14 protein-coding genes and 5 pseudogenes are annotated in these 19,592 nt (G+C 72.4%); 7 read left to right on the plus strand and 12 right to left on the minus strand.

Features of this window, described 5'->3' with window-relative positions; genetic code table 11:
* Nucleotides 1-223: 223 nt before the first annotated feature.
* Nucleotides 224-2,069, plus strand: a pseudogene (gene ilvD, locus B277_RS10835) (dihydroxy-acid dehydratase).
* A gap of 219 nt (nt 2,070-2,288) precedes the next feature.
* Nucleotides 2,289-2,690 (plus strand): hypothetical protein, encoded by a 402-nt coding sequence (locus tag B277_RS10840; protein ID WP_007928148.1) that lies wholly within the window; start codon nt 2,289-2,291, stop codon nt 2,688-2,690.
* A gap of 81 nt (nt 2,691-2,771) precedes the next feature.
* On the opposite strand, the pseudogene B277_RS16915 reads toward B277_RS10840, so the two are convergent.
* Nucleotides 2,772-3,257 (minus strand): annotated as a pseudogene (locus tag B277_RS16915) (Lrp/AsnC family transcriptional regulator); the annotation flags it as partial.
* Nucleotides 3,258-3,364: 107 nt separating this feature from the next.
* Here B277_RS16915 and hppD point away from each other — a divergent pair.
* The 4 genes and pseudogenes from hppD to B277_RS10865 all read left to right on the plus strand — a co-directional run bounded on the left by hppD (nt 3,365) and on the right by B277_RS10865 (nt 6,789).
* Nucleotides 3,365-4,584, plus strand: a pseudogene (gene hppD / locus B277_RS10850) (4-hydroxyphenylpyruvate dioxygenase).
* Nucleotides 4,585-4,698: 114 nt separating this feature from the next.
* Complete coding sequence (locus B277_RS10855) at nt 4,699-5,373, plus strand: biliverdin-producing heme oxygenase (protein ID WP_007928151.1); 675 nt, start codon at nt 4,699-4,701, stop codon at nt 5,371-5,373.
* Nucleotides 5,370-5,888 (plus strand): DedA family protein, encoded by a 519-nt coding sequence (locus tag B277_RS10860; protein ID WP_007928152.1) that lies wholly within the window; start codon nt 5,370-5,372, stop codon nt 5,886-5,888. The genes B277_RS10855 and B277_RS10860 overlap by 4 nt, the downstream gene beginning before the upstream one ends.
* Nucleotides 5,889-5,892: 4 nt before the next feature.
* Nucleotides 5,893-6,789, plus strand: a complete 897-nt coding sequence (locus B277_RS10865) for an RDD family protein (RefSeq protein WP_007928153.1) — start codon at nt 5,893-5,895, stop codon at nt 6,787-6,789.
* A 3-nt stretch (nt 6,790-6,792) separates the two neighbouring features.
* Here the strand turns inward: B277_RS10865 and B277_RS19960 are convergent, their stop codons facing one another.
* From B277_RS19960 to B277_RS10880, 4 genes and pseudogenes are all read right to left on the minus strand, one after another.
* The gene (locus B277_RS19960) at nt 6,793-7,254 is read right to left on the minus strand and encodes a uroporphyrinogen-III synthase (RefSeq protein ID WP_051988011.1); all 462 of its coding nucleotides are present in this window, start codon (nt 7,252-7,254) and stop codon (nt 6,793-6,795) included.
* A 61-nt stretch (nt 7,255-7,315) separates the two neighbouring features.
* Nucleotides 7,316-7,594: pseudogene (locus tag B277_RS19965) on the minus strand (uroporphyrinogen-III synthase); the annotation flags it as partial.
* A 20-nt stretch (nt 7,595-7,614) separates the two neighbouring features.
* Nucleotides 7,615-8,190: an isochorismatase family protein gene (locus B277_RS10875; RefSeq protein WP_007928163.1), complete on the minus strand. Its 576-nt coding sequence runs from the start codon at nt 8,188-8,190 to the stop codon at nt 7,615-7,617.
* Between the two features lie 13 nt (nt 8,191-8,203).
* Nucleotides 8,204-9,307 carry a serine hydrolase domain-containing protein gene (locus tag B277_RS10880; protein WP_007928165.1) on the minus strand — a complete coding sequence of 368 codons (1,104 nt, stop codon included), beginning with the start codon at nt 9,305-9,307 and terminating at the stop codon, nt 8,204-8,206.
* Between the two features lie 72 nt (nt 9,308-9,379).
* Here B277_RS10880 and B277_RS10885 point away from each other — a divergent pair, with 72 nt between their 5' ends.
* Entirely contained in the window at nt 9,380-9,964 is a 585-nt protein-coding gene (locus tag B277_RS10885) for a nitroreductase family protein (protein WP_007928177.1), read from the plus strand.
* Here the strand turns inward: B277_RS10885 and B277_RS10890 are convergent, their stop codons facing one another.
* The 7 genes and pseudogenes from B277_RS10890 to B277_RS10920 form a co-directional block, all read right to left on the minus strand.
* Entirely contained in the window at nt 9,965-10,363 is a 399-nt protein-coding gene (locus B277_RS10890) for a VOC family protein (protein ID WP_007928179.1), read from the minus strand. It abuts the gene before it with no gap.
* A gap of 45 nt (nt 10,364-10,408) precedes the next feature.
* Nucleotides 10,409-11,518, minus strand: a complete 1,110-nt coding sequence (locus B277_RS10895) for a uroporphyrinogen-III synthase (protein ID WP_007928182.1) — start codon at nt 11,516-11,518, stop codon at nt 10,409-10,411.
* Nucleotides 11,515-11,907 carry a nitrite reductase small subunit NirD gene (gene nirD / locus B277_RS10900; protein ID WP_007928184.1) on the minus strand — a complete coding sequence of 131 codons (393 nt, stop codon included), beginning with the start codon at nt 11,905-11,907 and terminating at the stop codon, nt 11,515-11,517. Before nirD ends, B277_RS10895 begins: the two co-directional genes overlap by 4 nt.
* A complete protein-coding gene (gene nirB / locus B277_RS10905) occupies nt 11,904-14,495 on the minus strand; it encodes a nitrite reductase large subunit NirB (RefSeq protein WP_007928186.1) in 2,592 nt (863 codons plus the stop codon). The genes nirD and nirB overlap by 4 nt, the downstream gene beginning before the upstream one ends.
* 10 nt (nt 14,496-14,505) lie before the next feature.
* On the minus strand, nt 14,506-16,044 hold the full coding sequence (locus tag B277_RS10910; RefSeq protein ID WP_007928188.1) for an FAD-dependent oxidoreductase: 1,539 nt from the start codon (nt 16,042-16,044) through the stop codon (nt 14,506-14,508).
* A pseudogene (locus B277_RS10915) lies at nt 16,041-18,180 on the minus strand (molybdopterin oxidoreductase family protein). The gene B277_RS10910 and the pseudogene B277_RS10915 overlap by 4 nt, the downstream one beginning before the upstream one ends.
* Entirely contained in the window at nt 18,180-19,535 is a 1,356-nt protein-coding gene (locus B277_RS10920; RefSeq protein WP_007928192.1) for an MFS transporter, read from the minus strand. The pseudogene B277_RS10915 and the gene B277_RS10920 overlap by 1 nt, the downstream one beginning before the upstream one ends.
* Nucleotides 19,536-19,592 lie beyond the last annotated feature (57 nt).

A 19,592-nucleotide genomic window follows, 5' to 3' on the forward strand; every position in this document is an offset into this window, starting at 1 on the left:
CCACGCCGTGCCCGCCCCACCACCGCACGATCACGAGGAGCCGTCATGAGCGACGAGGCCATCGAGGCACGCCGCGCCCTCCAGGAGAGCCTGGACCGCCGCGACAGCGGTGAGTGAGCGCAGCCCACAGCATCCCGACCGCCCCCGCACCGCCGACGGTGCGGGGGCGGTCTGCATGTGAGACGCGGTATCACCCTGCGGACCGGCGGCATACCGTGGAGGCATGCCGCAGCTTCGATCTCGCACGACGACCCACGGACGCAACATGGCCGGTGCCCGCGCACTCTGGCGCGCCACCGGCATGGGCGAAGGGGACTTTGGCAAGCCGATCGTCGCGATCGCCAACTCCTTCACGCAGTTCGTCCCCGGGCACGTCCACCTCAAGGACATGGGCCAGCTTGTCGCCGGTGCCGTCGAGGAGGCCGGGGGAGTGGGCAAGGAGTTCAACACCATCGCCGTCGACGACGGCATCGCGATGGGCCACGACGGCATGCTCTACTCGCTGCCCAGCCGCGAGGTCATCGCCGACTCCATCGAGTACATGGTCAACGCGCACTGCGCCGACGCCCTCGTGTGCATCTCCAACTGCGACAAGATCACGCCCGGCATGCTCCTGGCCGCGCTGCGCCTGAACATCCCGACGGTCTTCGTCTCCGGCGGTCCGATGGAGGCCGGCAAGGCGATCATCGGTGACGACGGCGAGACCTACACCCGTCTGGACCTCGTCGACGCGATGGTCAAGGCCGTCGACGACAACGTCAGCGACGACGAGATCACCGCCATCGAGCAGTCCGCCTGCCCGACGTGCGGGTCCTGCTCGGGCATGTTCACCGCCAACTCGATGAACTGCCTCACCGAGGCCCTCGGCCTCTCCCTGCCGGGCAACGGCTCGACACTTGCGACCGCCTCGGCCCGGCGCGACCTCTTCCTCGACGCCGGCAAGCTCGTCGTCGACCTGTGCCGCGACTACTACGACGGCGACGACGACTCGGTGCTGCCGCGCTCGATCGCGACCAAGCCCGCCTTCGCCAACGCAATGCGCCTCGACATCGCCATGGGCGGCTCGACCAACACGATCCTCCACCTGCTCGCCGCGGCCCAGGAGGCCGGCGTCGACTTCGACCAGACCGACATCGACGCCCTCTCGCGCGTCACGCCGTGCCTGGTCAAGGTCGCGCCCAACAGCGGTGACTACTACATGGAGGACGTCCACCGCGCCGGCGGCATCCCCGCGATCCTCGGCGAGCTGCACCGCGGCGGCATGCTCGACGCCAGCGTCCGGTCCGTGCACAGCCCCGACCTCGAGACGTGGCTCTCCGACTGGGACATCCGCAGCGGCGCCGCGACGAGCAAGGCGATCGAGCTCTTCCACGCCGCGCCCGGTGGCGTGCGCACGACGCAGGCCTTCTCCTCCACCAACCGGTGGTCGAGTCTGGACACGGACGCGCAGGACGGGTGCATCCGCTCCGTCGAGCACGCCTACACGAGCGAAGGGGGACTGGCCGTCCTCCACGGCAACCTCGCCCCGGACGGCTGCATCGTCAAGACCGCTGGCGTGCCCGAGCACCAGTGGAACTTCTCCGGCCCGGCCCGCGTCGCCGAGTCGCAGGACGCGGCCGTCGAGATGATCCTGTCCAAGCAGGTGCAGGAGGGCGAGGTCGTCGTCATCCGCTACGAGGGCCCCAAGGGCGGGCCCGGCATGCAGGAGATGCTCTACCCGACCTCCTACCTCAAGGGCACCGGCCTGGGCCCCAAGTGCGCCCTGATCACCGACGGCCGCTTCTCCGGCGGCTCGTCCGGCCTGTCGATCGGGCACGTCTCCCCGGAGGCCGCCTCCGGCGGCGCGATCGGCCTGGTCAAGGACGGCGATGTCATCGAGTTCGACATCCCCGGCCGGCGGGTCAACCTGCTCGTCGACGACGAGGAGCTCGCCCGTCGCCGCGCCGAGCAGGACGCGAAGGGGTGGGCCCCCGCCGCCCCCCCGCGAGCGCCACGTCACGCCCGCGCTGAAGATCTTCGCGAAGTTCGCCCAGTCCGCCGACAAGGGTGCTGCGCGCAAGGTCGACTGACCCTGCCCTTCGCTCCCTGAGGAGGCCGGGGGTCGCTCCCCCCCCGGTCCCTGAGGAGGAGGCCGCCTGCGGCCGACGTCTCGAAGGGTGCTGGGGACGAAGGGAGAGACCGGCGCCGGCCATTGACGCGACCATGCCCCCCCCCGCATGCTGGAGAGTGCTGGTGATCCGTGCGGGGGAGGTGTCATGCGACGGCTGGTGACATGTGCAGTGGTGGTGGTGGCGACGGTCGGCGGGTGCTCGTCCTCCGACGACGTGCGGCTCGAGGGTGACGAGGAGGTGCGCATCCTCGTCCTGCCCGAACCCACGGACGGCGGCAATGACATGCAGGCGCGTGCCACCCTCGCGCTGGACGACAAGACCGGGTGCATCGTCGATGAGGAGTCGCGGCGTCCGGTGGCTTTCCCCGACGGCACGTCGGTCGAGGGCGACCGGCAGTCGTGGTCGATCGTCAGCGAGTCCGGTGACGAGTTCACCCAGGGTGACCTCGTGATGGGTGGTGGCGACGAGGACTCTGAGATGGGCGGCTTCGAGCCCGATGCCCTCCCCACCGAATGCGGAGGGACGCCGTGGGTCGCCATCGTCACCGAGCTCGGGGCGGGGACGTCCCCCTTCGAGTAGGGCTGCTGCGCGCGGAGGCGCCCTCCGAGACGGTCGCGGGGCGACCTCCTCAGGGACCTTCGAGAGGGTGGTGGGGCGGTGGGCCGCTGCCTCGACGAGGGGGCCGGTACGCATCTCCAGGTGGGTGACGAGCGCGATCGACGTGCTGGCGCGCACCACGTGCGTGTCATCGATGATCTCGTCGATGACCCTGCCCAGGTCCGCATTGTCCATCGCGACGATCCGGATGATGAGGTCACCGACCCCGGTCGTCGAGTGGATCTCCAGCACCTCGGGGATCGCCATGAGGTGGTCGACCACGGCCTGGTGCCCCAGCCGCTGACGGATCTCGAGGGTGCACAGTGCCGTGACCGGGTAGCCGAGCGAGGCCGGGTCGAGCGTCGGTGCAAAGGTGCGGATGACCCCCTTCGTCTGGAGGCGGTCGAGCCGAGCCTGCACGGTGCCGCGGGCCACCCCGAGCTCACGGCTCGCCCCGAGCACCCCGATCGACGGCCGCTCGGCGAGCAGTGCGAGCAGGCGGGCGTCGAGCTCGTCGATGGCCGGTGGGCGCGAAGGGGGAGTCGGCATGGTCAGATTGTCGCCTCCAGGCGTCAATCATGGCAACAGATTGCGCAGCATGCGCACCGGGATGGGGGCCGGTTGCACACGGCGGTGGCGGTGATGATCCTGAGCCCATGTCCAACACCGCGGTTGAACTCACCAGGCAGGAGCGCGAGGCCGAGCTCGACCTCGACCAGCTCAAGCAGCTCGTCGGGCTCGTCGAGTACGACGAGGAGCGCGACCCCTTCCCCGTGACGGCTGGGACGCGATCGTCTTCGTCGTCGGCAATGCGACGCAGACGGCGCACTACTACCAGAGCGCCTGGGGCATGGAGCTCGTCGGCTACTCCGGCCCCGAGCACGGCAACCGCGACCACAAGGCCTTCGTCCTCAAGTCCGGCTCGATCCGCTTCGTCGTCAAGGGCGCGGTGAGCCCCGACAGCCCGCTCATCGCCCACCACGCCAAGCACGGCGACGGCGTCGTCGACATCTCGCTCGAGGTGCCCGACGTCGACAAGTGCATCGCCCAGGCCAAGGCGGCTGGCGCCACGGTCCTCCAGGAGCCCGAGACGGTCAGCGACGAGCACGGCTCGGTGCGCATCGGCGCGATCGCGACCTACGGCGAGACCCGGCACACCCTCGTGCAGCGCACCATCGACGGCCAGACCTACGCCGGGGCCTACCTGCCGGGCTACGTCGAGAGGTCCTCCAACTTCGTCAAGCGCGACGGCGCTCCCAAGCGGCTCTTCCAGGCGCTCGACCACATCGTCGGCAACGTCGAGCTCGGCAAGATGGACGAATGGGTCGCCTTCTACAACCGGGTCATGGGCTTCGTCAACATGGCCGAGTTCGTCGGTGACGACATCGCGACCGAGTACTCGGCCCTGATGTCCAAGGTCGTCGCCAACGGCAACCACCGCGTGAAGTTCCCCCTCAACGAGCCCGCGATCGCCAAGAAGAAGTCGCAGATCGACGAGTACCTCGAGTTCTACACCGGGCCCGGTGCCCAGCACCTCGCGCTCGCGACCAACGACATCCTGCGCACCGTCGACGAGCTGACCACGGAGGGCGTCGAGTTCCTCGACACCCCCGACGCCTACTACGACGACCCCGAGATGCGCGCCCGCATCGGCGAGGTCCGCGTCCCCATCGAGGAGCTGAAGAAGCGCAAGATCCTCGTCGATCGCGACGAGGACGGCTACCTGCTGCAGATCTTCACCAAGCCGCTCGGTGACCGCCCGACGGTCTTCTTCGAGATCATCGAGCGGCACGGCTCGCTCGGCTTCGGCAAGGGCAACTTCAAGGCGCTCTTCGAGTCCATCGAGCGCGAGCAGGACAAGCGCGGCAACCTCTGACGCGCACGGGTCCGGGAGCGGGGAAGGGCGCCTGTCCACCTCCGCTCCCGGCCCTGTTGCGGGGAGAGGCGCCCCGTTAGCATGAGGCAACCCGCACCTCACCCGGGAGCTCTCATGGACCAGCCGCTGTCGCTCGCCCTGCGCACCGAGACGGCCTCGGCGCATGACGACGCCGAGGGTTCCGCCTTCGTCGAGCAGCTCATGGCTGGCCTGGCCTGCCGCCCGGCCTTCGTCGCGCTCGTCGCCCAGCAGCTGGTCATCTATCGGGCCCTCGAAGAGGTGCTCTGGACGCACTACTCCGACCACCCCTTCGTCGCGCCGGTGCTCGACCACCGGCTCGACCGGGTCGCCGCGCTCGAGCAGGACATCGACCACCTCTGCGGCGATGACGTCGACGGTCGACTCGCCGCCGACATCCACATCGTGCCCGCCGCGGCCGACTACGCGGCGCAGCTGCGTGAGCAGCACACCCCCGAGTCGATGCTCGCGCACCACTACGTGCGCTACCTCGGGGACCTCTCCGGGGGCCAGATCATCGCGCGGATGGTGCAGCGGCACTACGGCATCGACCCCGCGGGGCTGAACTTCTACCACTTCGAGCAGATCCCCAAGCCCAAGCTCTACAAGGACGCCTACCGCGCGGCCCTGGACTCGCTCGAGCTCGACGAGACCGCGCGTCGCCGGGTCCTCGACGCAGCCGTCGACAGCTTCGAGCTCAACCGGCGGGTCTTCGCCGACCTCGGTGCGGCCCGCGCACCCGAGCACGCCGCGGCCGGCGGGCCTGCGTGACCTGGTCGCAGTTCCTCCCGACCTTCGGGGCGCTCTTCGTCATCGTCATGCTCCGGGCCAATGCCACGTACTGGCTCGGCCGCGGGGCAGCTGCCGGTGGTCGCCGTTGGCGCAAGAGCGAAGGGGAGGGCTCGCCCGCGTGGCAGAGTGCCCGCGTGCTGGTCAACCGGTGGGGACCGATCGCCGTCGTCCTGTGCTTCTTCACCGTCGGCATCCAGACGGCTGTCAACGCGACGGCCGGCGTCACCCGGATGCCGCTGCGCCGGTACCTGCCCGCCGTGACTCTCGGCTCGATCGCCTGGGCGACGATCTACGCGACGGTGGGTCTGGCCGCTGCGCGTGCCTGGCTGGCGGCCGCCGCCAGGTCGCCGCTCGCGGCGACGCTGCTGGCCGTCGTGGTCGTCGTGGGTGTCACCGCTCTGCTGTGGTCGCGTCGCCGGCAGGCGCGTGCGCTCGTCGCGGAGGTCGAGGGGTCGACACCCGATCGGGACTCCACCGACGCCGTGAGATCGTGAGGGCATGAGCACCCCCGAGCGCGCCGGCTGGTACGACGACCCGGAGGACGAGACGCAGCTGCGCTACTTCGACGGGATCATCTGGAGCGAGCGCACCGTGCCCCGGCAGACGCGGGCCGCGCAGCCCACCCCGGAGATCGCGCCGCAGGGCGACCCGGCGGTCGGTCCCGGCGCCCCGGGCACGCAGGGCGGGCAGGGCAGCCCGGGTGGGCCGGGCACGGATGTCTTCGGCCGGCCGACCCACGGGGCAGGGCAAGCCCCCTTCGGCACGGCGCCGCAGGGCGCAGCAGGCTACGGCGACGCCGCCCCGCAGCCCACGACGGCCGACGGCCAGACCCTGGCCAGCTACGGCCAGCGCGTGGGCGCCTACCTCGTCGACTGGATCGTGCTGCGGATCCTCAACGTCATCTTCGCCGGCTGGGCCGTGTGGCTGGCGAGCCGCGACTACCTGACCTTCATCTGGGACGCGGCGGCGGCCAACGACCCGGAGCGGCTCGAGCGGGTCACGCCCGAGGAGCTGCTCGGGCTCTTCGACGTGCAGTACCTGCTCGTCGCCCTCGGTATCGGCATGCTCGTGCGGTGCCTCTACGAGGTCATCTTCCTCAGCCGCTGGGCCGCGACCCCGGGCAAGCTGGCTCTCGGCCTGTCGGTCCGCCGGGTCGACCGCCCGGGCCGGCCGAGCGCCGGGACGGCCTTCATGCGGGCGCTCCTGCCGATGGCGACGATGCTGCTGTCCGCGATCAGCTGCTTCTCGACCGCCGTGACGGCCGCCGACCTGCTGTGGCCGATCAAGGACCCGCAGCGGCAGACGCTGCACGACAAGATCGCGGGCACGCTCGTCGTCCGCGGCCGCCAGGAGAAGGTCAGCGGCGAGGCCGAAACGGACCGCGAGGCCCGCTGAGTCCTAACCGTCGCCGTAGTGCTCGAGGACGGCGCGCACGAGGGCACCCATGCGGCTGCGCTCGGGGACGAGCGGGTCGACCCCCTTCGCCTGCAGCGGGGCAGCGGTGACCGGACCGACCGCGGCGACGAGCAGACCGGCGCGTGACCGATGGACGATCTCGTCGGTGACGCCCGCGGCGTCGGCCGCCGCGAACCAGGCCACGACGGCCGGTGCGGAGGTGAAGACGACCGCGTCGACCTCGCCGGCAGCAGCGGCACGGGTCGAGGCGGTGACCGCGGCAGGGTCCGGCGCCGGACCCCACCGGTAGACGACCAGCGGCGAGACCCGCGCGCCCGCGGCCGTCAGGGCCTCGTCGAGCCCGTCGGACCCGTTGCCGTGGTGCTGGACCGCGACGCTCGCGCCGTCGACACCCAGGGCGAGGAGGTGATCGGTGATCTCGGCGGTCGTCTCGGACTCGGCCACCCACTCGGGGGGTGAGCCCGTGGGCGACGAGGGCGCCCTTGGCCTTGGGGCCCCGGGCGAAGATCCGGGCGTAGGAGAGCGCGTCCGTGAGGGAGCCGTGGAGGCCGGCCACATCGGCGGCCTCGAGCCAGCCGCGCAGACCGGCCCCCGTGGTGACGACGACGAGATCCGGCGGGTCGGCGACGAGGGCACGGGTGTCGGCGACGAGCCGCTCGTCGTCGCTGTGGTGGACGATCGACATCGCCGCGGCGTGCCGGATCGTCGCACCGCGACGGGCGAAGGCCTCGGCGAGGTCGTCGCTGCGCCGGTCAGCCGTGATGAGGACGGTGCGGCCGGCCATGACCGCCGGCAGGGGGCGGCTCACGCGTCCGTCGTGGCGCCGGCGGCGGCCATCTCGGCGAGTGCTGCCTGCGTCGTCTCGGGGGCGACCCCGGCGATGGTGTCGGTGAGCAGTCGCACCGCAAATCCCTCGCGCAGCGCGTCGAGGACCGTGGCCCTGACGCAGTGGTCGGTGGCGATCCCGCCGACGTCGAGGTCGGTGACGCCCCGCGTGCGCAACCAGTCCGCGAGACCGGTGCCGTCCTCGGCGAAGCCCTCGAAGCCGCTGTAGGCGGCGTCGTGGGCGCCCTTGCGGAAGACCTCGGTCACCTCACCCATGGCCGGCTCGAGCGCAGGGTGGAAGGCGGCGCCCGTCGTGCCAGCCGCGCAGTGCACCGGCCAGGTCGTCGCGAAGTCGGGCTCGCCGTCGGTGGCCCAGTGCGCGCCGGGGTCGTGGTGCCAGTCGGCCGTGGCGACGATCGCGGCGTAGGGCGGGCCGTCCTGGTCGAGGACTCGTGCGGCGGCCCGCTCGGCGACGGCGGCACCTCCGGTCACGGCGAGGGAGCCCCCTTCGCAGAAGTCGTTCTGGATGTCGACGAGGACGAGTGCACGGCTCATGCTGGTGAGGATGTCATGCCCCGGCGACGAGCAGGCCCCAGAAGTGGTCGAAGGCAGTCGTCGTCGCGGGGGAGTCGACGGTGACCGCCGTGGCGAGGAAGGCGGCCCGCCCAGTGGCCGGATCGGCATAGCCGATGGTGCCCAGGCCACCGGCCCATCCCACCTGCCCGCCTGGACGGACCTCGACGGTGAGCCCCCAGTCGCAGCCCGGCTCGATGAACCCCGCTGCGGTGAGCCGCTGCTCGTCGGTGAGCGTGCCGGTGCGCAGAGCCGCGAGGGACTCGGGCGAGAGGACGGTGGGACCGCCGACGAGCGAGCGCAGGAAGGCCAGCTGGTCGGGCACGGTCGAGACGAGCCCGGTGGCAAGGGACGCGAAGGGAGGCGGGTCCACGAAGGTGCCCGCCGGGAGCTCCACGGGCCTGAGCCCTCCCCCCTCGGGAGTCAGCGGTGGGGCCAGGCAGGTGGCGTCGGCGGTGTAGCCGGTGTCGGTCATCGCGAGCGGCTGCAGCACGTGCTCGGTGAGCAGCTCGGGCACGCTCGACCCGGTGGCCCGGGCGAGCAGCACCCCGAGGACGTCGCTGCTCGTGTGGTACCGCCAGGCCGTGCCCGGCTGGTCAGCCAGCGGCACGCTGCCGAGTCGGCTCATGAAGTCGTCGGGTGACATCGTTGGGCAGAAGGGGCCGGGGGCGACCTGCTCACGGGCGAGGGCATCGGCGAGGGGGCCGGGCTCGCTCACCCAGCCGAAGCCCGGGGTCATCGTCAGCAGGTGCCGCAGCGTGATCGGTCGCTCGGCGGGGACGGTGGCGGACAGATCGGCAGCGGGGTCGACGAGCACCCTCGGGTCGGCCAGCTCGGGCAGCCACGCCGCCACGGGGTCGTCGAGGGTGAGGACGCCGAGCTCGACCAGGCGCAGTGCGAGGACGCCACGGATGGGCTTGGTGCACGAGCTGAGGGCGACCTGGGTGTCCCGCGTCATCGGTGCTCCGCCGGGGGAGCGGGCCCCACCCACGCGCAGGCGGGCTCCGTCGGCATCCGCCACGCCGACCGCCCAGCCCGCGAGCTCGCCGGCACCCTGCAGCCGGTCGAGGGTGCGGGTGAGGTCCTCGAGTGCGTTCATCGCCCCACCGTGGCACGGATCTGCCGGGCGCGGCGAAGGGGGAGTGCCCCCCTTCGGCAGCACACTGGAGCCATGACCTCGTGCACGATCCCCGACCTCCCCGAGCTGCACCCGACGCTGGCCCACCGCTTCAGCCCGGTGCGCTTCCGGGAGAACGCCGTGGTCGAGCGAGCACACGTCGAGACGATGCTCGAGGCCGCTCGGCGGGCGCCCTCCGCGGGCAACTCGCAGCCGTGGCGCTTTGTCGTGGGGGTGCGGGGGGACGACGTGCACGAGCGCATCGTGCGCCACCTGGCCCGTAGCTCAGGGGCGTGGGCGCCCGCCGCGTCGGCGATCGTGGTCAACCTCGCCGTGGTGGGCATCGAGGACGCGCCGGGCTGGGAGTACTCGGAGTTCGCGACCTATGACCTCGGTCAGGCGGTGGCGCACATGTGCGTCCAGGCGCTGACCATCGGGCTGGACAGCCACCAGTTCCGGGCCTTCGACCGCGAGGGGGTGGCGGCGGAGCTTGCCGTCCCGCCGCACCTCGAGGTCGTCTCGATGACGGCCTTCGGCGTGGCCGATCATCGCCCGGGCGAGATCCCGTCACCCGGGACCAGTCGGGAGCGGCTCGCTCTCGAGGAGATCGTCTGGCTCGAGGCCGGCGACGGGGCCTGATCAGTCCCGGGCGGCCAGCTCACCGTCGGACCTCAGCACGCAAAACAGGTTGCCCTCCGGGTCGACGAGGGTCACCCACCCGGTGCCGGGACCGTAGTGCCCGCGAAGGTCGGCGTGGAGGCTCGCGCCGTGGGCGAGCAGGCGCTCGACCTCCTCGGCCTGCGTCAGGTCGGTCGGCCGCAGGTCGTAGTGCATCTTGGTCTTGCCCGGCGTGGGGTCCGGGACCTCGATGAAGAGCACCCTGTGCCCAGTGACCGGGTCGACGAGCATGCACTCCTCGTGCCCGGGGCGGTTGGGGTCGCCGGGCACGTCGGTGTAGCCGATGACGCCCTTCCACCACTCGCTGAGGGCGTAGGCGTCGCGGCAGTCGAGGGTGGTGTGCGAGATGCGGGAGGTCATCCGCTCACCCTCGCGGCAGGTCAGCGGAGCCGCAAGCGGATTGCGTCAGGCCGTCGCGAGCCGGTAGCCCCGCTTGACGACCGTCTCGACGACCCGTCGGTCCCCGATCGCCTCACGCAAGCGGCCGACGGCCACCTCGACGGCGTGACCGCTCGCGGAGTCGCCCGGCAGCACCTCGAGGACGTCGGCACGGGTGACGACATCTCCCTTCGCGTCGATGAGCAGGTGGAGCACGGACAGGCCGCTCGGGGAGATGGCGAGCACCCGGTCGCCGAGGAGCGCGGCGGTGCTGCGCAGCTGCAGCGGTCCGGCGACGGTCTCGACGGCGGTGGCCATCATCGCCTCGTAGTGGCCGACCAGGGCTCGCACGAGCGACCCCAGCCGGGCCCGCTCCGGGAGCAGCGGGCTGATGCCGACGTGCTCGAGCGGGCGTGCGGTGACCGGCCCGACGGCCGCGACGACGAGACGGCCGGTGCGGACCCGGCCGACGATCGACGGCAGAACGCCGGCGTCCCGAGCCGCGTCGAGCCAGGCCGCCGCGGCCGGTGCGGAGGTGAAGACGACGACGTCGATGTCACCCACGGCCGCCTGCTCGACGCCGCAGGTCACCGCGTCGGCATCCGGTGGCGGCCCCCAGCGGTAGACCACGAGAGAGGTCACCGTGGCACCGGCGGTCGCCAGATCGACGTCGAGCTCGTCGCACCCTGCGCCGTGGTGCTGGATCGCGATGCTTTGTCCCGCAACGCCTTCGGTGATCAGGAAGTCACGGATCTCAGCGGAGGTCTCCGACTCGGCGACCCAGTCCGCGTCGTGCCCGGCCGCCTGGATCGCGCCGCGCGCCTTGGGGCCGCGGGCGACGATCCGGGTCCGGTCCAGGACCTCGTGCAGCTCCTCACCCAGACCCGTGGCGTCGGCCGCCTCCACCCACCCGCGGAACCCGATCGCCGTCGTCACCACGACGACGTCGGGCGGTGCGGCGAGGAGGGTCCGCGTCCGCTCGACGAGCTCCGCGTCCGCGGTGTGCGGCACGATCGTCAGCGCCGGCGTGTGCAGCACCCGGGCACCGCGCCGCTCGAGGGCGGCGCGCAGGTCGCCGGCGCGCCGGTCCCCGGTGACGAGGACGACGCACCCGGCGAGCAGCTGCGGCAGGCTCACGTGACGCTGCGGTCGAAGGGAGGTCCCGTCACCTCGTCGCCGAACGGCTCGACCCAGACCTCGCCGTCGACGACCGTCACGGGCCAGGTGCGCAGGTCGACCGGCTCGCTGCCGGCCCCGTCGAGGCAGGTGCCGGTGCGCAGGTCCCACACCTGCTTGTACATCGGCGAGATGACGGTCGGGACCCCACCACGCGTGCCGACGAGGCCGCGGGCGATGACGTGCGCGCCGCTGTAGGGGTCGCGGTTGGCGATGCCGTGGACCTCGTCGTCATGCGTGCGGACCAGCGCGACCTGCACACCGTCGACGAGGGCGACCGCGCCGCGCTCGGGAACGAGGTCGGTGAGGGCGCACAGGCGTACGCGGGCCTGTGGGGGAGCAGCGGTCATGAGCGGACCTCCAGAGTCGTGCCGGCGATGAGGACGGACTCGTCCGAGCGCTCCTCCGGGGTGGCGGGACGGGCCTGGCCGCGCTCGCCGACGTAGGCGAGCGAGTCGTCGACCGCGTCCGGGGCATTGACGAAGGACGCGAAGCGGGCCAGCTTGTCCGGGTCGGCGAGCGTCGCCGCCCACTCGTCGCGGTAGCTGCCCACGTGGGCGGCCATCGCGGCATCGAGGTCGTCGGCGATGCCGAGGCTGTCGTCGATGACGACGGCACGGATGGCGTCGAGACCCCCTTCGTGCTCCTCGACCCAGGGGGCGGTGCGCTGCAGCCGGTCTGCGGTGCGCACGTAGTACATGAGGAAGCGGTCGATGGTGCGCACGAGCGTCTCGGTGTCGAGGTCCTCGGCGAGCAGGCGGGCGTGCTTGGGGGTGAATCCGCCGTTGCCGCCGACGTAGAGGTTCCACCCCTTGTCGGTGGCGATGATGCCGACGTCCTTGCCGCGGGCCTCGGCGCACTCACGGGCGCACCCGGAGACGCCGAGCTTGATCTTGTGCGGCGAGCGGAGCCCGCGGTAGCGCAGCTCGAGGTCGATCGCGAGGCCGACGGAGTCCTGCACGCCGAAGCGGCACCACGTCGAGCCGACGCAGGACTTCACCGTGCGCAGCGACTTGCCGTAGGCGTGACCCGACTCGAAGCCGGCGTCGACCAGCCGCCGCCAGATGCCGGGCAGCTGGTCCATCCGGGCACCGAAGAGATCGATCCGCTGGCCGCCGGTGATCTTCGTGTAGAGGCCGTAGTCCTTGGCGACCTCGCCGATCGCGATGAGCCCTTCGGGCGTGACCTCGCCGCCCGGGATGCGCGGGACGACCGAGTAGGAGCCGTCCTTCTGCAGGTTGGCCATGACGTGGTCGTTGGTGTCCTGCAGGGTCGCCTGCTCGCCGTCGAGGATGTGCCCGGTGCCGAGCGAGGCGAGGATCGAGCCGATGACCGGCTTGCAGATGTCGCAGCCGCGGCCGGTCCCGTGGCGCTCGATGATCTCGCTGAAGGTCCGCAACCCCTGGACCCGGACGATGTCGAAGAGCTGGGCACGCGACTGCTCGAAGTGCTCGCACAGCGCACTGCTCACCTCGACGCCGGCGGCGGCGAGCTCGCTCGTCACGAGCTTCTTGACCAGCGGCAGGCAGGAGCCGCAGCTCGTGCCCGCGAGGGTGCACGCCTTGACCCCCGCGAGGTCGGTGCAGCCCCCTTCGCCCACGGCACAACGGATCTCGCCCGCGGTGACGTTGTTGCAGGAGCACACGGAGGCCTCGTCCGGCAGGTCGCCGGCAGGTGCCGGCGCGGACCCCTCGGGCAGCAGGTAGGCCGCGGGGTCGCCGCCGAGCTCGCGACCGACCATCGGGCGAAGGGAGGAGTAGGCACTGGCGTCGCCGACGAGGATGCCGCCGCGCAGGGTGCGGGCGTCGTCGCTCATGACGAGCTTCTTGTAGACGCCCGCGACGGGGTCGGAGATGACGACCTCGAGCGAGCCGCGCTCCTGCGCGAAGGCATCGCCGAAGCTCGCGACGTCGACGCCCAGGAGCTTGAGCTTGGTGGACAGGTCGGCCCCGGGGAAGGTCCCGGCACCGCCGAGCAGCCGGTCGGCGACGATCTCCGCCATCGTGTAGCCGGGGGCGACCAGGCCGAGGCAGCGACCGCCGATGCAGGCGACCTCGCCGATCGCGTGGATCGCGGGATCCGCTGTGGCACAGGCGTCGTCGACGACGACGCCCCCGCGCTCGCCGATCTCGAGCCCGGCCTCGCGGGCGAGCTCGTCACGCGGGCGGACGCCGACGGCGAAGACGACGACGTCCACGTCGAGCGCGGGGCCCTCGCTGAACTTCATCCGGGAGACGGCGCCTCGCTCGCCGACGATCTTCGACGTCGCGGTCGAGGTGCGCACCGAGACCCCGAGCCCCTCGATGAGCCGCTTGAGCCCCTCGCCACCACCCTCGTCGACTTGGAGCGGCATGAGCCGTGGCGCGAACTCCACGACCGTCGTCTCGACCTCGAGCGCCCGCAGGGCGCCGGCCGCCTCGAGGCCGAGCAGGCCGCCGCCGACGACCGCGCCGCGGACCGGCCGGTCGAGCTCCTCCCGACGGGTCTCGACGAACTGCCGCAGGTCGGCGACGTCGTCGATCGTGCGGTAGACGAAGGCGCCGCGCAGGTCCTTGCCGGGCACCGGTGGCACGGCGGCGTAGGAGCCGGTCGCGAGGACGAGGGAGTCGTAGGGCAGGACCTGGCCGGTGCTCGTCGTCACCGTCCGGGCGTCGCGGTCGATGCTCTCGGCCCGGACACCGCGGCGCAGCGTGACGAGCGGGTCGTCCCACAGCTCCTGCCCGCCGAGGGCGAGGTCCTCGGGGTGGCGCCCGGTGAAGTAGGAGGTGAGGGCGACGCGGTCGTAGGGCGCGCGCGGCTCCTCGCACAGCAGCGTGACGGCCCACCGCCCGGCGTCGTCCCGGGCGCGCAGCGCATCCACGAGCCGGCGGGCGACCATGCCGCCGCCGACGACGACGAGCTGCTGCGGCTGGGTGGTGGAGGTGGTGGTCTCTGGCATGGCGCTCAACTTAGGAAGCCCTCGTTTCGGCTCGGTCTTGGTCGTGTTTCCCCGGTGTGAACCCGCCCTCACCGGGTGCAGTCGTGGGCTGTGAGGGGCCCGTGTCTGCGCCGAGCCAGTCGAGGATCCCGCACACCGCATCGGTGCACCCACCGCAGCCGGTGGTCGCCCGGGTGCTCGCGGCGATCTGCTCCACAGTCGTTGCGCCGGAGGCGAACTCGGCGCGGATGTCCCCCTTCGTCACGCCGTTGCACCGGCAGATCGTCGCCCGGTCCGGGATGAGCGAAGGGGAGTCGCGTCGCGTCGTCGTGGCGGCCGGAGCGATGGCCGGCAGCAGCAGGTGCGCCGGGTCTGCGGGCAGGGGAGTGCGACGGGTGTAGGTCGTGATCAGGTCGGTGCCGACGCGGCCTGCCCCCACGGCGGCCGCGCCCACGAGCAGGCCGTCGCGCACGACGATCTCGAGGTGCCGTCCGGCGGCCGGGTCGCTCAGCCGCACGACGCGCAGGCCGGGGTCGTCGACTCGCCCGCTGCCGCACACACCCATCGTCACGATGTCGACACCGTGGGTCTTGGGCTTGACGACGTCGCCGACGCCGGCGGTCACGGCCTCGGGGTCACGACCGGTGAGCAGGTCGGCGAGACGGCGGGCCTGCTCCCACCCCTGGGCGACGAGGCCGCTGGCGCCGCCGGGAGGTTGGGCGCAGTCACCGATGGCGTGCACGTGCGAGTCGCTCGTCGTCAGGTCGGCGTCGACGAGGACGCCGCGGTCGACCTCGAGGCCAGCCTCGGCCGCCAGCGCGACATGGGGCACGGTGCCCGTGCACAGCACGAGCAGGTCGGCGGCCAGGACCTCGCCGTTGGTCAGCTGCACCCGTCGCAGCCGGCCCTCCTCGACGACGATCTCCTGCGCCCCGACGCCGACCCGCTGGTCGACACCGGTCCGGCGCAGGGTCGACTCGACGACCCGGCTGGCGGCCTCGTCGAGCTGGCGCTCCATGAGGGCGGGGGAGGGGTGGACGACGGTGACGGCGAGGTCGCGTCGGGCGAGCCCGCTCGCGGCCTCGAGGCCGAGCACGCCGCCGCCGAGGACGATGGCGCGGCGGGCGTTGAGGGTCGCCGCGATGATCTCGCGGGCGTCGTCGATGGAGCGCAGCACGTGGACGCCGCTCGGCAGGTCGCCGCCGGCTGGATCGTCACCGAGACCCGGGACCGTCGGGACCCGGGCGGCCGCACCTGTGGCGATGACGAGCTCGTCGTAGGGGACGCGCGTGTCGTCGGCGAGGACGACGTCGCGGCGTCCACGGTCGATCGCCCGCACCGCGACGCCGCGCTGCACCGTGACGCGCGGGTGGTCGGGCGCGGGGAGGGCGATCGCCGAGAGCCCGCGCGTGCCCGCGACGACGTCGCTGAGCAGCACTCGGTTGTAGGGCTCGCAGGCTTCGTCGCCGAGCACCGTGACGAGGTGTTCGCCGGCGTGGTCGGCCGTCGTGAGGTCCTCGACGAAGCGGGACCCGACCATCCCGTACCCGATGACGACGATGTGGCTCATGCGCTGACCTCCAGCGGTTCGGGGACGAGATCGGTCGTGCTGGCGGCGACGTCGACGGCGCACACCTTGAACTCCGGCATCGACGAGATCGGGTCGACCGCGTCATTGGTCGCCCGGTTGACGCTCCCGGCGCCGGCGAAGTGGAAGGGCATGAAGACGGTGTCCGGCCGGACCCGGTCGGTGATCCGCGCGGGAGCGGTGACCGTGGCCCGCGCCGTGCGCAGGTCGAGCTGGTCGCCCTCCTCGATGCCCAGGCGGTGGGCGAGGAGCGGGTGCACCTCGACGAAGGGGGTGGGTTGCGCCGCGAGGAGCGCCGCCACCCGACGCGTCTGGGCCCCCGACTGGTAGTGCTCGAGGACGCGCCCGGTGATGAGGAAGAGCGGGGCGTCGGGACGCAGGTCCTCGGCCGGCCCGAGGTGGTCGACGGGCACGAGCCGGGCCCTGCCGTCGGGCGTGGGGAAGTCGTCGAGGAAGGCGCGCGGTGTGCCCGGGTGCGGGGCCTCCCCTTCGCCGGTGGCGGGGCAGGGCCAGTGCAGGTCGGTCTCGCGGTCGAGGCGGGCGTGGCTCAGCCCGGAGTAGTCGGCGCGGCCGCCGACGCTCGCCCTGGCCAGCTCGTCGAAGACCTCCGACGGGACCGTCGACCACGTGCCCGGGGCATCGAGGCGGGCGGCGAGCTGGGCCCACACCCACAGCTCCGAGACGACGCCGTCGGGCGGGTCGATGGCCTTGCGGCGACGGATGATGCGGCCCTCGAGGTTGGTCATCGTGCCCTCCTCCTCGGCCCACTGCGTGACCGGCAGGACGATGTCGGCGAGGGCGACGGTCTCGGAGGGGACGACGTCGCAGACGACGAGCAGGTCGAGTGCGCGCAGTCGATCGGCGACGGCATCGGCGCGGGGTGCGCTCACGACGGGGTTGGCCCCGTGGACGAGGAGTGCCCGGGGTCCGTCGGGGGTGCCGAGGGAGCGCAGCAGCTCGACGGCCGGCAGGCCCGGGCCGGGCAGGTCGTCGGCGTCGACGCCCCAGACCGCGGCGACGTGCTCGCGGGCGGCCGGGTCGGCGATCATCCGGTAGCCGGGCAGCTGGTCCGCCTTCTGCCCGTGCTCGCGCCCACCCTGGCCGTTGCCCTGACCCGTGAGGGCGCCATAGCCGCTCCCTTCGCGTCCGACGAGGCCGAGCGCGAGGGCGAGGTTGATCGCGGCGGTGACCGTCGCGGTGCCCTGGGTGGACTGCTCGACGCCGCGCCCGGTGAGGACGTGGACGCCCGCGCCTCCCCGTGAGGGGCTGGCCGCCGCGAGCAGCCGAGCGGTCGCCCGCAGGTCGTCAGCGGGTACCCCGCAGACCTGCTCGGCCCGCTCGGGCCACCACGCGGCGACGGAGCGGGCGACGTTGTCGAGCCCGCTCGTCCGCTCGGCGAGGTAGGCCTCGTCGGCGAGCGACTCGGCGAGGACGACGTGCAGCAGTGCCTGGAGCACGACGAGGTCGGTCCCGGGGACGGGCTGCAGGTGGACGCCCTGCCCGTCGTCGGTGAGGTCGGCCGTGGCCGAGCGGCGCGGGTCGACGACGACGAGCCCACCGGCCGCGCGAGCTCCCGCGAGGTGCCCGACGAAGGGAGGCATCGTCTCGGCGACATTGCTGCCGAGGAGCAGGATCGCGCCCGAGGTGTCGAGGTCGGTGACGGGGAAGGGCATCCCGCGGTCCATACCCAGCGACCGGTTGGCGGCGGCCGCCGCGGAGGCCATGCAGAAGCGGCCGTTGTAGTCGATGTGCTTGGTGCGCAACGCGATCCGGGCGAACTTGCCGAGCTGGTAGGCCTTCTCGTTCGTCAGCCCGCCACCGCCGAAGACGGCCACCGCGTCCGGACCGTGCTCGGTCGCGATCTCACGGAGCCGCCCGGCGAGGAGGTCGAGCACCTCGTCCCAGCCCGTCGGGTGCAGCTCGCCGTCGGCGCCGCGCACCAGGGGAGTGGTGAGCCGGTCGGGGGGCGCGCAGCACCTCGGCGGAGGTCCACCCCTTGCGGCACATGCCGCCCCGGTTGGTCGGGAAGTCGCGGGCCGTGACCTCGACCCGCTCACCCTCCGGCTCCAGACTCATCGCGCACTGCAGCGCGCAGTAGGGGCAGTGGCTGTCGACCATCAGATGCCCTCGTCGGCCAGGCGCGCGCCGCGGCGGACGTAGACCGCCCACGTGAGCGTCGCCATGAGGACGTAGGCCGCGATGAAGACCCCGATCGCCGGCACGAGCGAGCCGAAGCCGGTCGTCGACATCGCGAAACCACGCGGCACGAGGAAGCCGCCAACGGCACCGACGGCGCCGGCGATCCCGATGCAGCCGGCGGCACTGCGGCGTGCGATGGCGAGCTCCTCGCCGTCACGCACCCCGGCCCGGAAGACGGCCGGGATCATCCGATAGGTCGCGCCGTTGCCGATGCCGGCCCCGGTGAAGAGCACGAGGAAGGCGAGGAGGAAGAGGACGAAGGAGTGCGCGGAGAGAGCGAGGATTGCCAGCCCCGCGGCGAGCCCCATGACGACGAAGGCCGCGATGGTCACCCGCGCGCCGCCGAGCCGGTCGGCGATGGTCCCGCCGAGCGGTCGGCTCGCGGCGCCGAGGACCGCGCCGACGAAGGCGATCGACGTCGTCACCTCGGGGAACTGGCTCGTGAGCAGCGTCGGGAAGGCCGCCGAGTAGCCGATGAAGGAGCCGAAGGTGCCGATGTAGAGGAAGGAGATGATCCAGGTGTGGGGGTGGGTCGCGGCCTTCGCCCAGCTGCGGTGGTCGGACCGCGCGGTGCTGAGGTTGTCCATGCCGCGCCAGGCGCCGAGCGCGGCGAGCAGCACGAGCGGCACGAAGAGCAGGCCGGCCCGCTCGAGGTGGATCCCGGCGCCGATCGCGATGACGGCGGGGACGACGAGCTGCACGATGCCGGTGCCGAGGTTGCCGCCGGCTGCGTTGAGCCCCAGCGCCTTCCCCTTCTCCGCCTCGGGGAAGAAGAAGGAGATGTTGGTCATCGACGACGCGAAGTTGCCCCCGCCGAAGCCGGCGAGTGCGGCGATCGCGAGGAGGAGGCCGAAGGGGGTCTCCGGCCGGCCCACGACCCAGGCCAGTGAGAGGGTGGGCAGCAGGAGCAGCAGCGCCGAGATGATCGTCCAGTTGCGCCCGCCGACGAGCGGGACCATGAAGGTGTAGGGGACCCGCAGGAAGGCGCCGACGAGGCTCGGCACCGCGATGAGCCAGAACTGCTGGTCCAGGGTCAGCGCGAAGCCGGCGGCGGGCAGCTGCGGCACGACGACGCTCCACAGTGCCCACACGCAGAAGCCGAGGAACTCGGCGAGCACCGACCAGCCCAGGTTGCGGCGGGCGACCGCACGGCCGCCGCCCGCCCAGAAGCCGGCGTCCTCCGGGTCCCAGTGGTCGATCCAGCGGCCGGCCCGACGGACGGGACCGGCGGGGGTGGTGGCGTCAGCGGTGCTCGCGGGCAGCGTCGTGGTCATGCCGGAAGGCTGGCAAGACCGTGTTTCCCCGTCGGTCCGCGGACGTAAAGCCCGCGT

It is taken from the genome of Janibacter hoylei PVAS-1, from assembly GCF_000297495.1.
GTDB lineage: Bacteria > Actinomycetota > Actinomycetes > Actinomycetales > Dermatophilaceae > Janibacter > Janibacter hoylei.

Excerpts from the sequence above, each read along its gene's own strand:
- B277_RS10920 (WP_007928192.1), bottom strand. The coding sequence starts at position 19,535 with ATGACCACGACGCTGCCCGCGAGCACCGCTGACGCCACCACCCCCGCC.
- nirB (WP_007928186.1), bottom strand. The coding sequence starts at position 14,495 with ATGCCAGAGACCACCACCTCCACCACCCAGCCGCAGCAGCTCGTCGTC.
- B277_RS10875 (WP_007928163.1), bottom strand. The coding sequence starts at position 8,190 with ATGAGCCGTGCACTCGTCCTCGTCGACATCCAGAACGACTTCTGCGAA.
- B277_RS10890 (WP_007928179.1), bottom strand. The coding sequence starts at position 10,363 with ATGACCTCCCGCATCTCGCACACCACCCTCGACTGCCGCGACGCCTAC.
- B277_RS10855 (WP_007928151.1), top strand. The coding sequence starts at position 4,699 with ATGGACCAGCCGCTGTCGCTCGCCCTGCGCACCGAGACGGCCTCGGCG.
- B277_RS10885 (WP_007928177.1), top strand. The coding sequence starts at position 9,380 with ATGACCTCGTGCACGATCCCCGACCTCCCCGAGCTGCACCCGACGCTG.
- B277_RS10880 (WP_007928165.1), bottom strand. The coding sequence starts at position 9,307 with ATGAACGCACTCGAGGACCTCACCCGCACCCTCGACCGGCTGCAGGGT.
- B277_RS10865 (WP_007928153.1), top strand. The coding sequence starts at position 5,893 with ATGAGCACCCCCGAGCGCGCCGGCTGGTACGACGACCCGGAGGACGAG.
- B277_RS10910 (WP_007928188.1), bottom strand. The coding sequence starts at position 16,044 with ATGAGCCACATCGTCGTCATCGGGTACGGGATGGTCGGGTCCCGCTTC.
- nirD (WP_007928184.1), bottom strand. The coding sequence starts at position 11,907 with ATGACCGCTGCTCCCCCACAGGCCCGCGTACGCCTGTGCGCCCTCACC.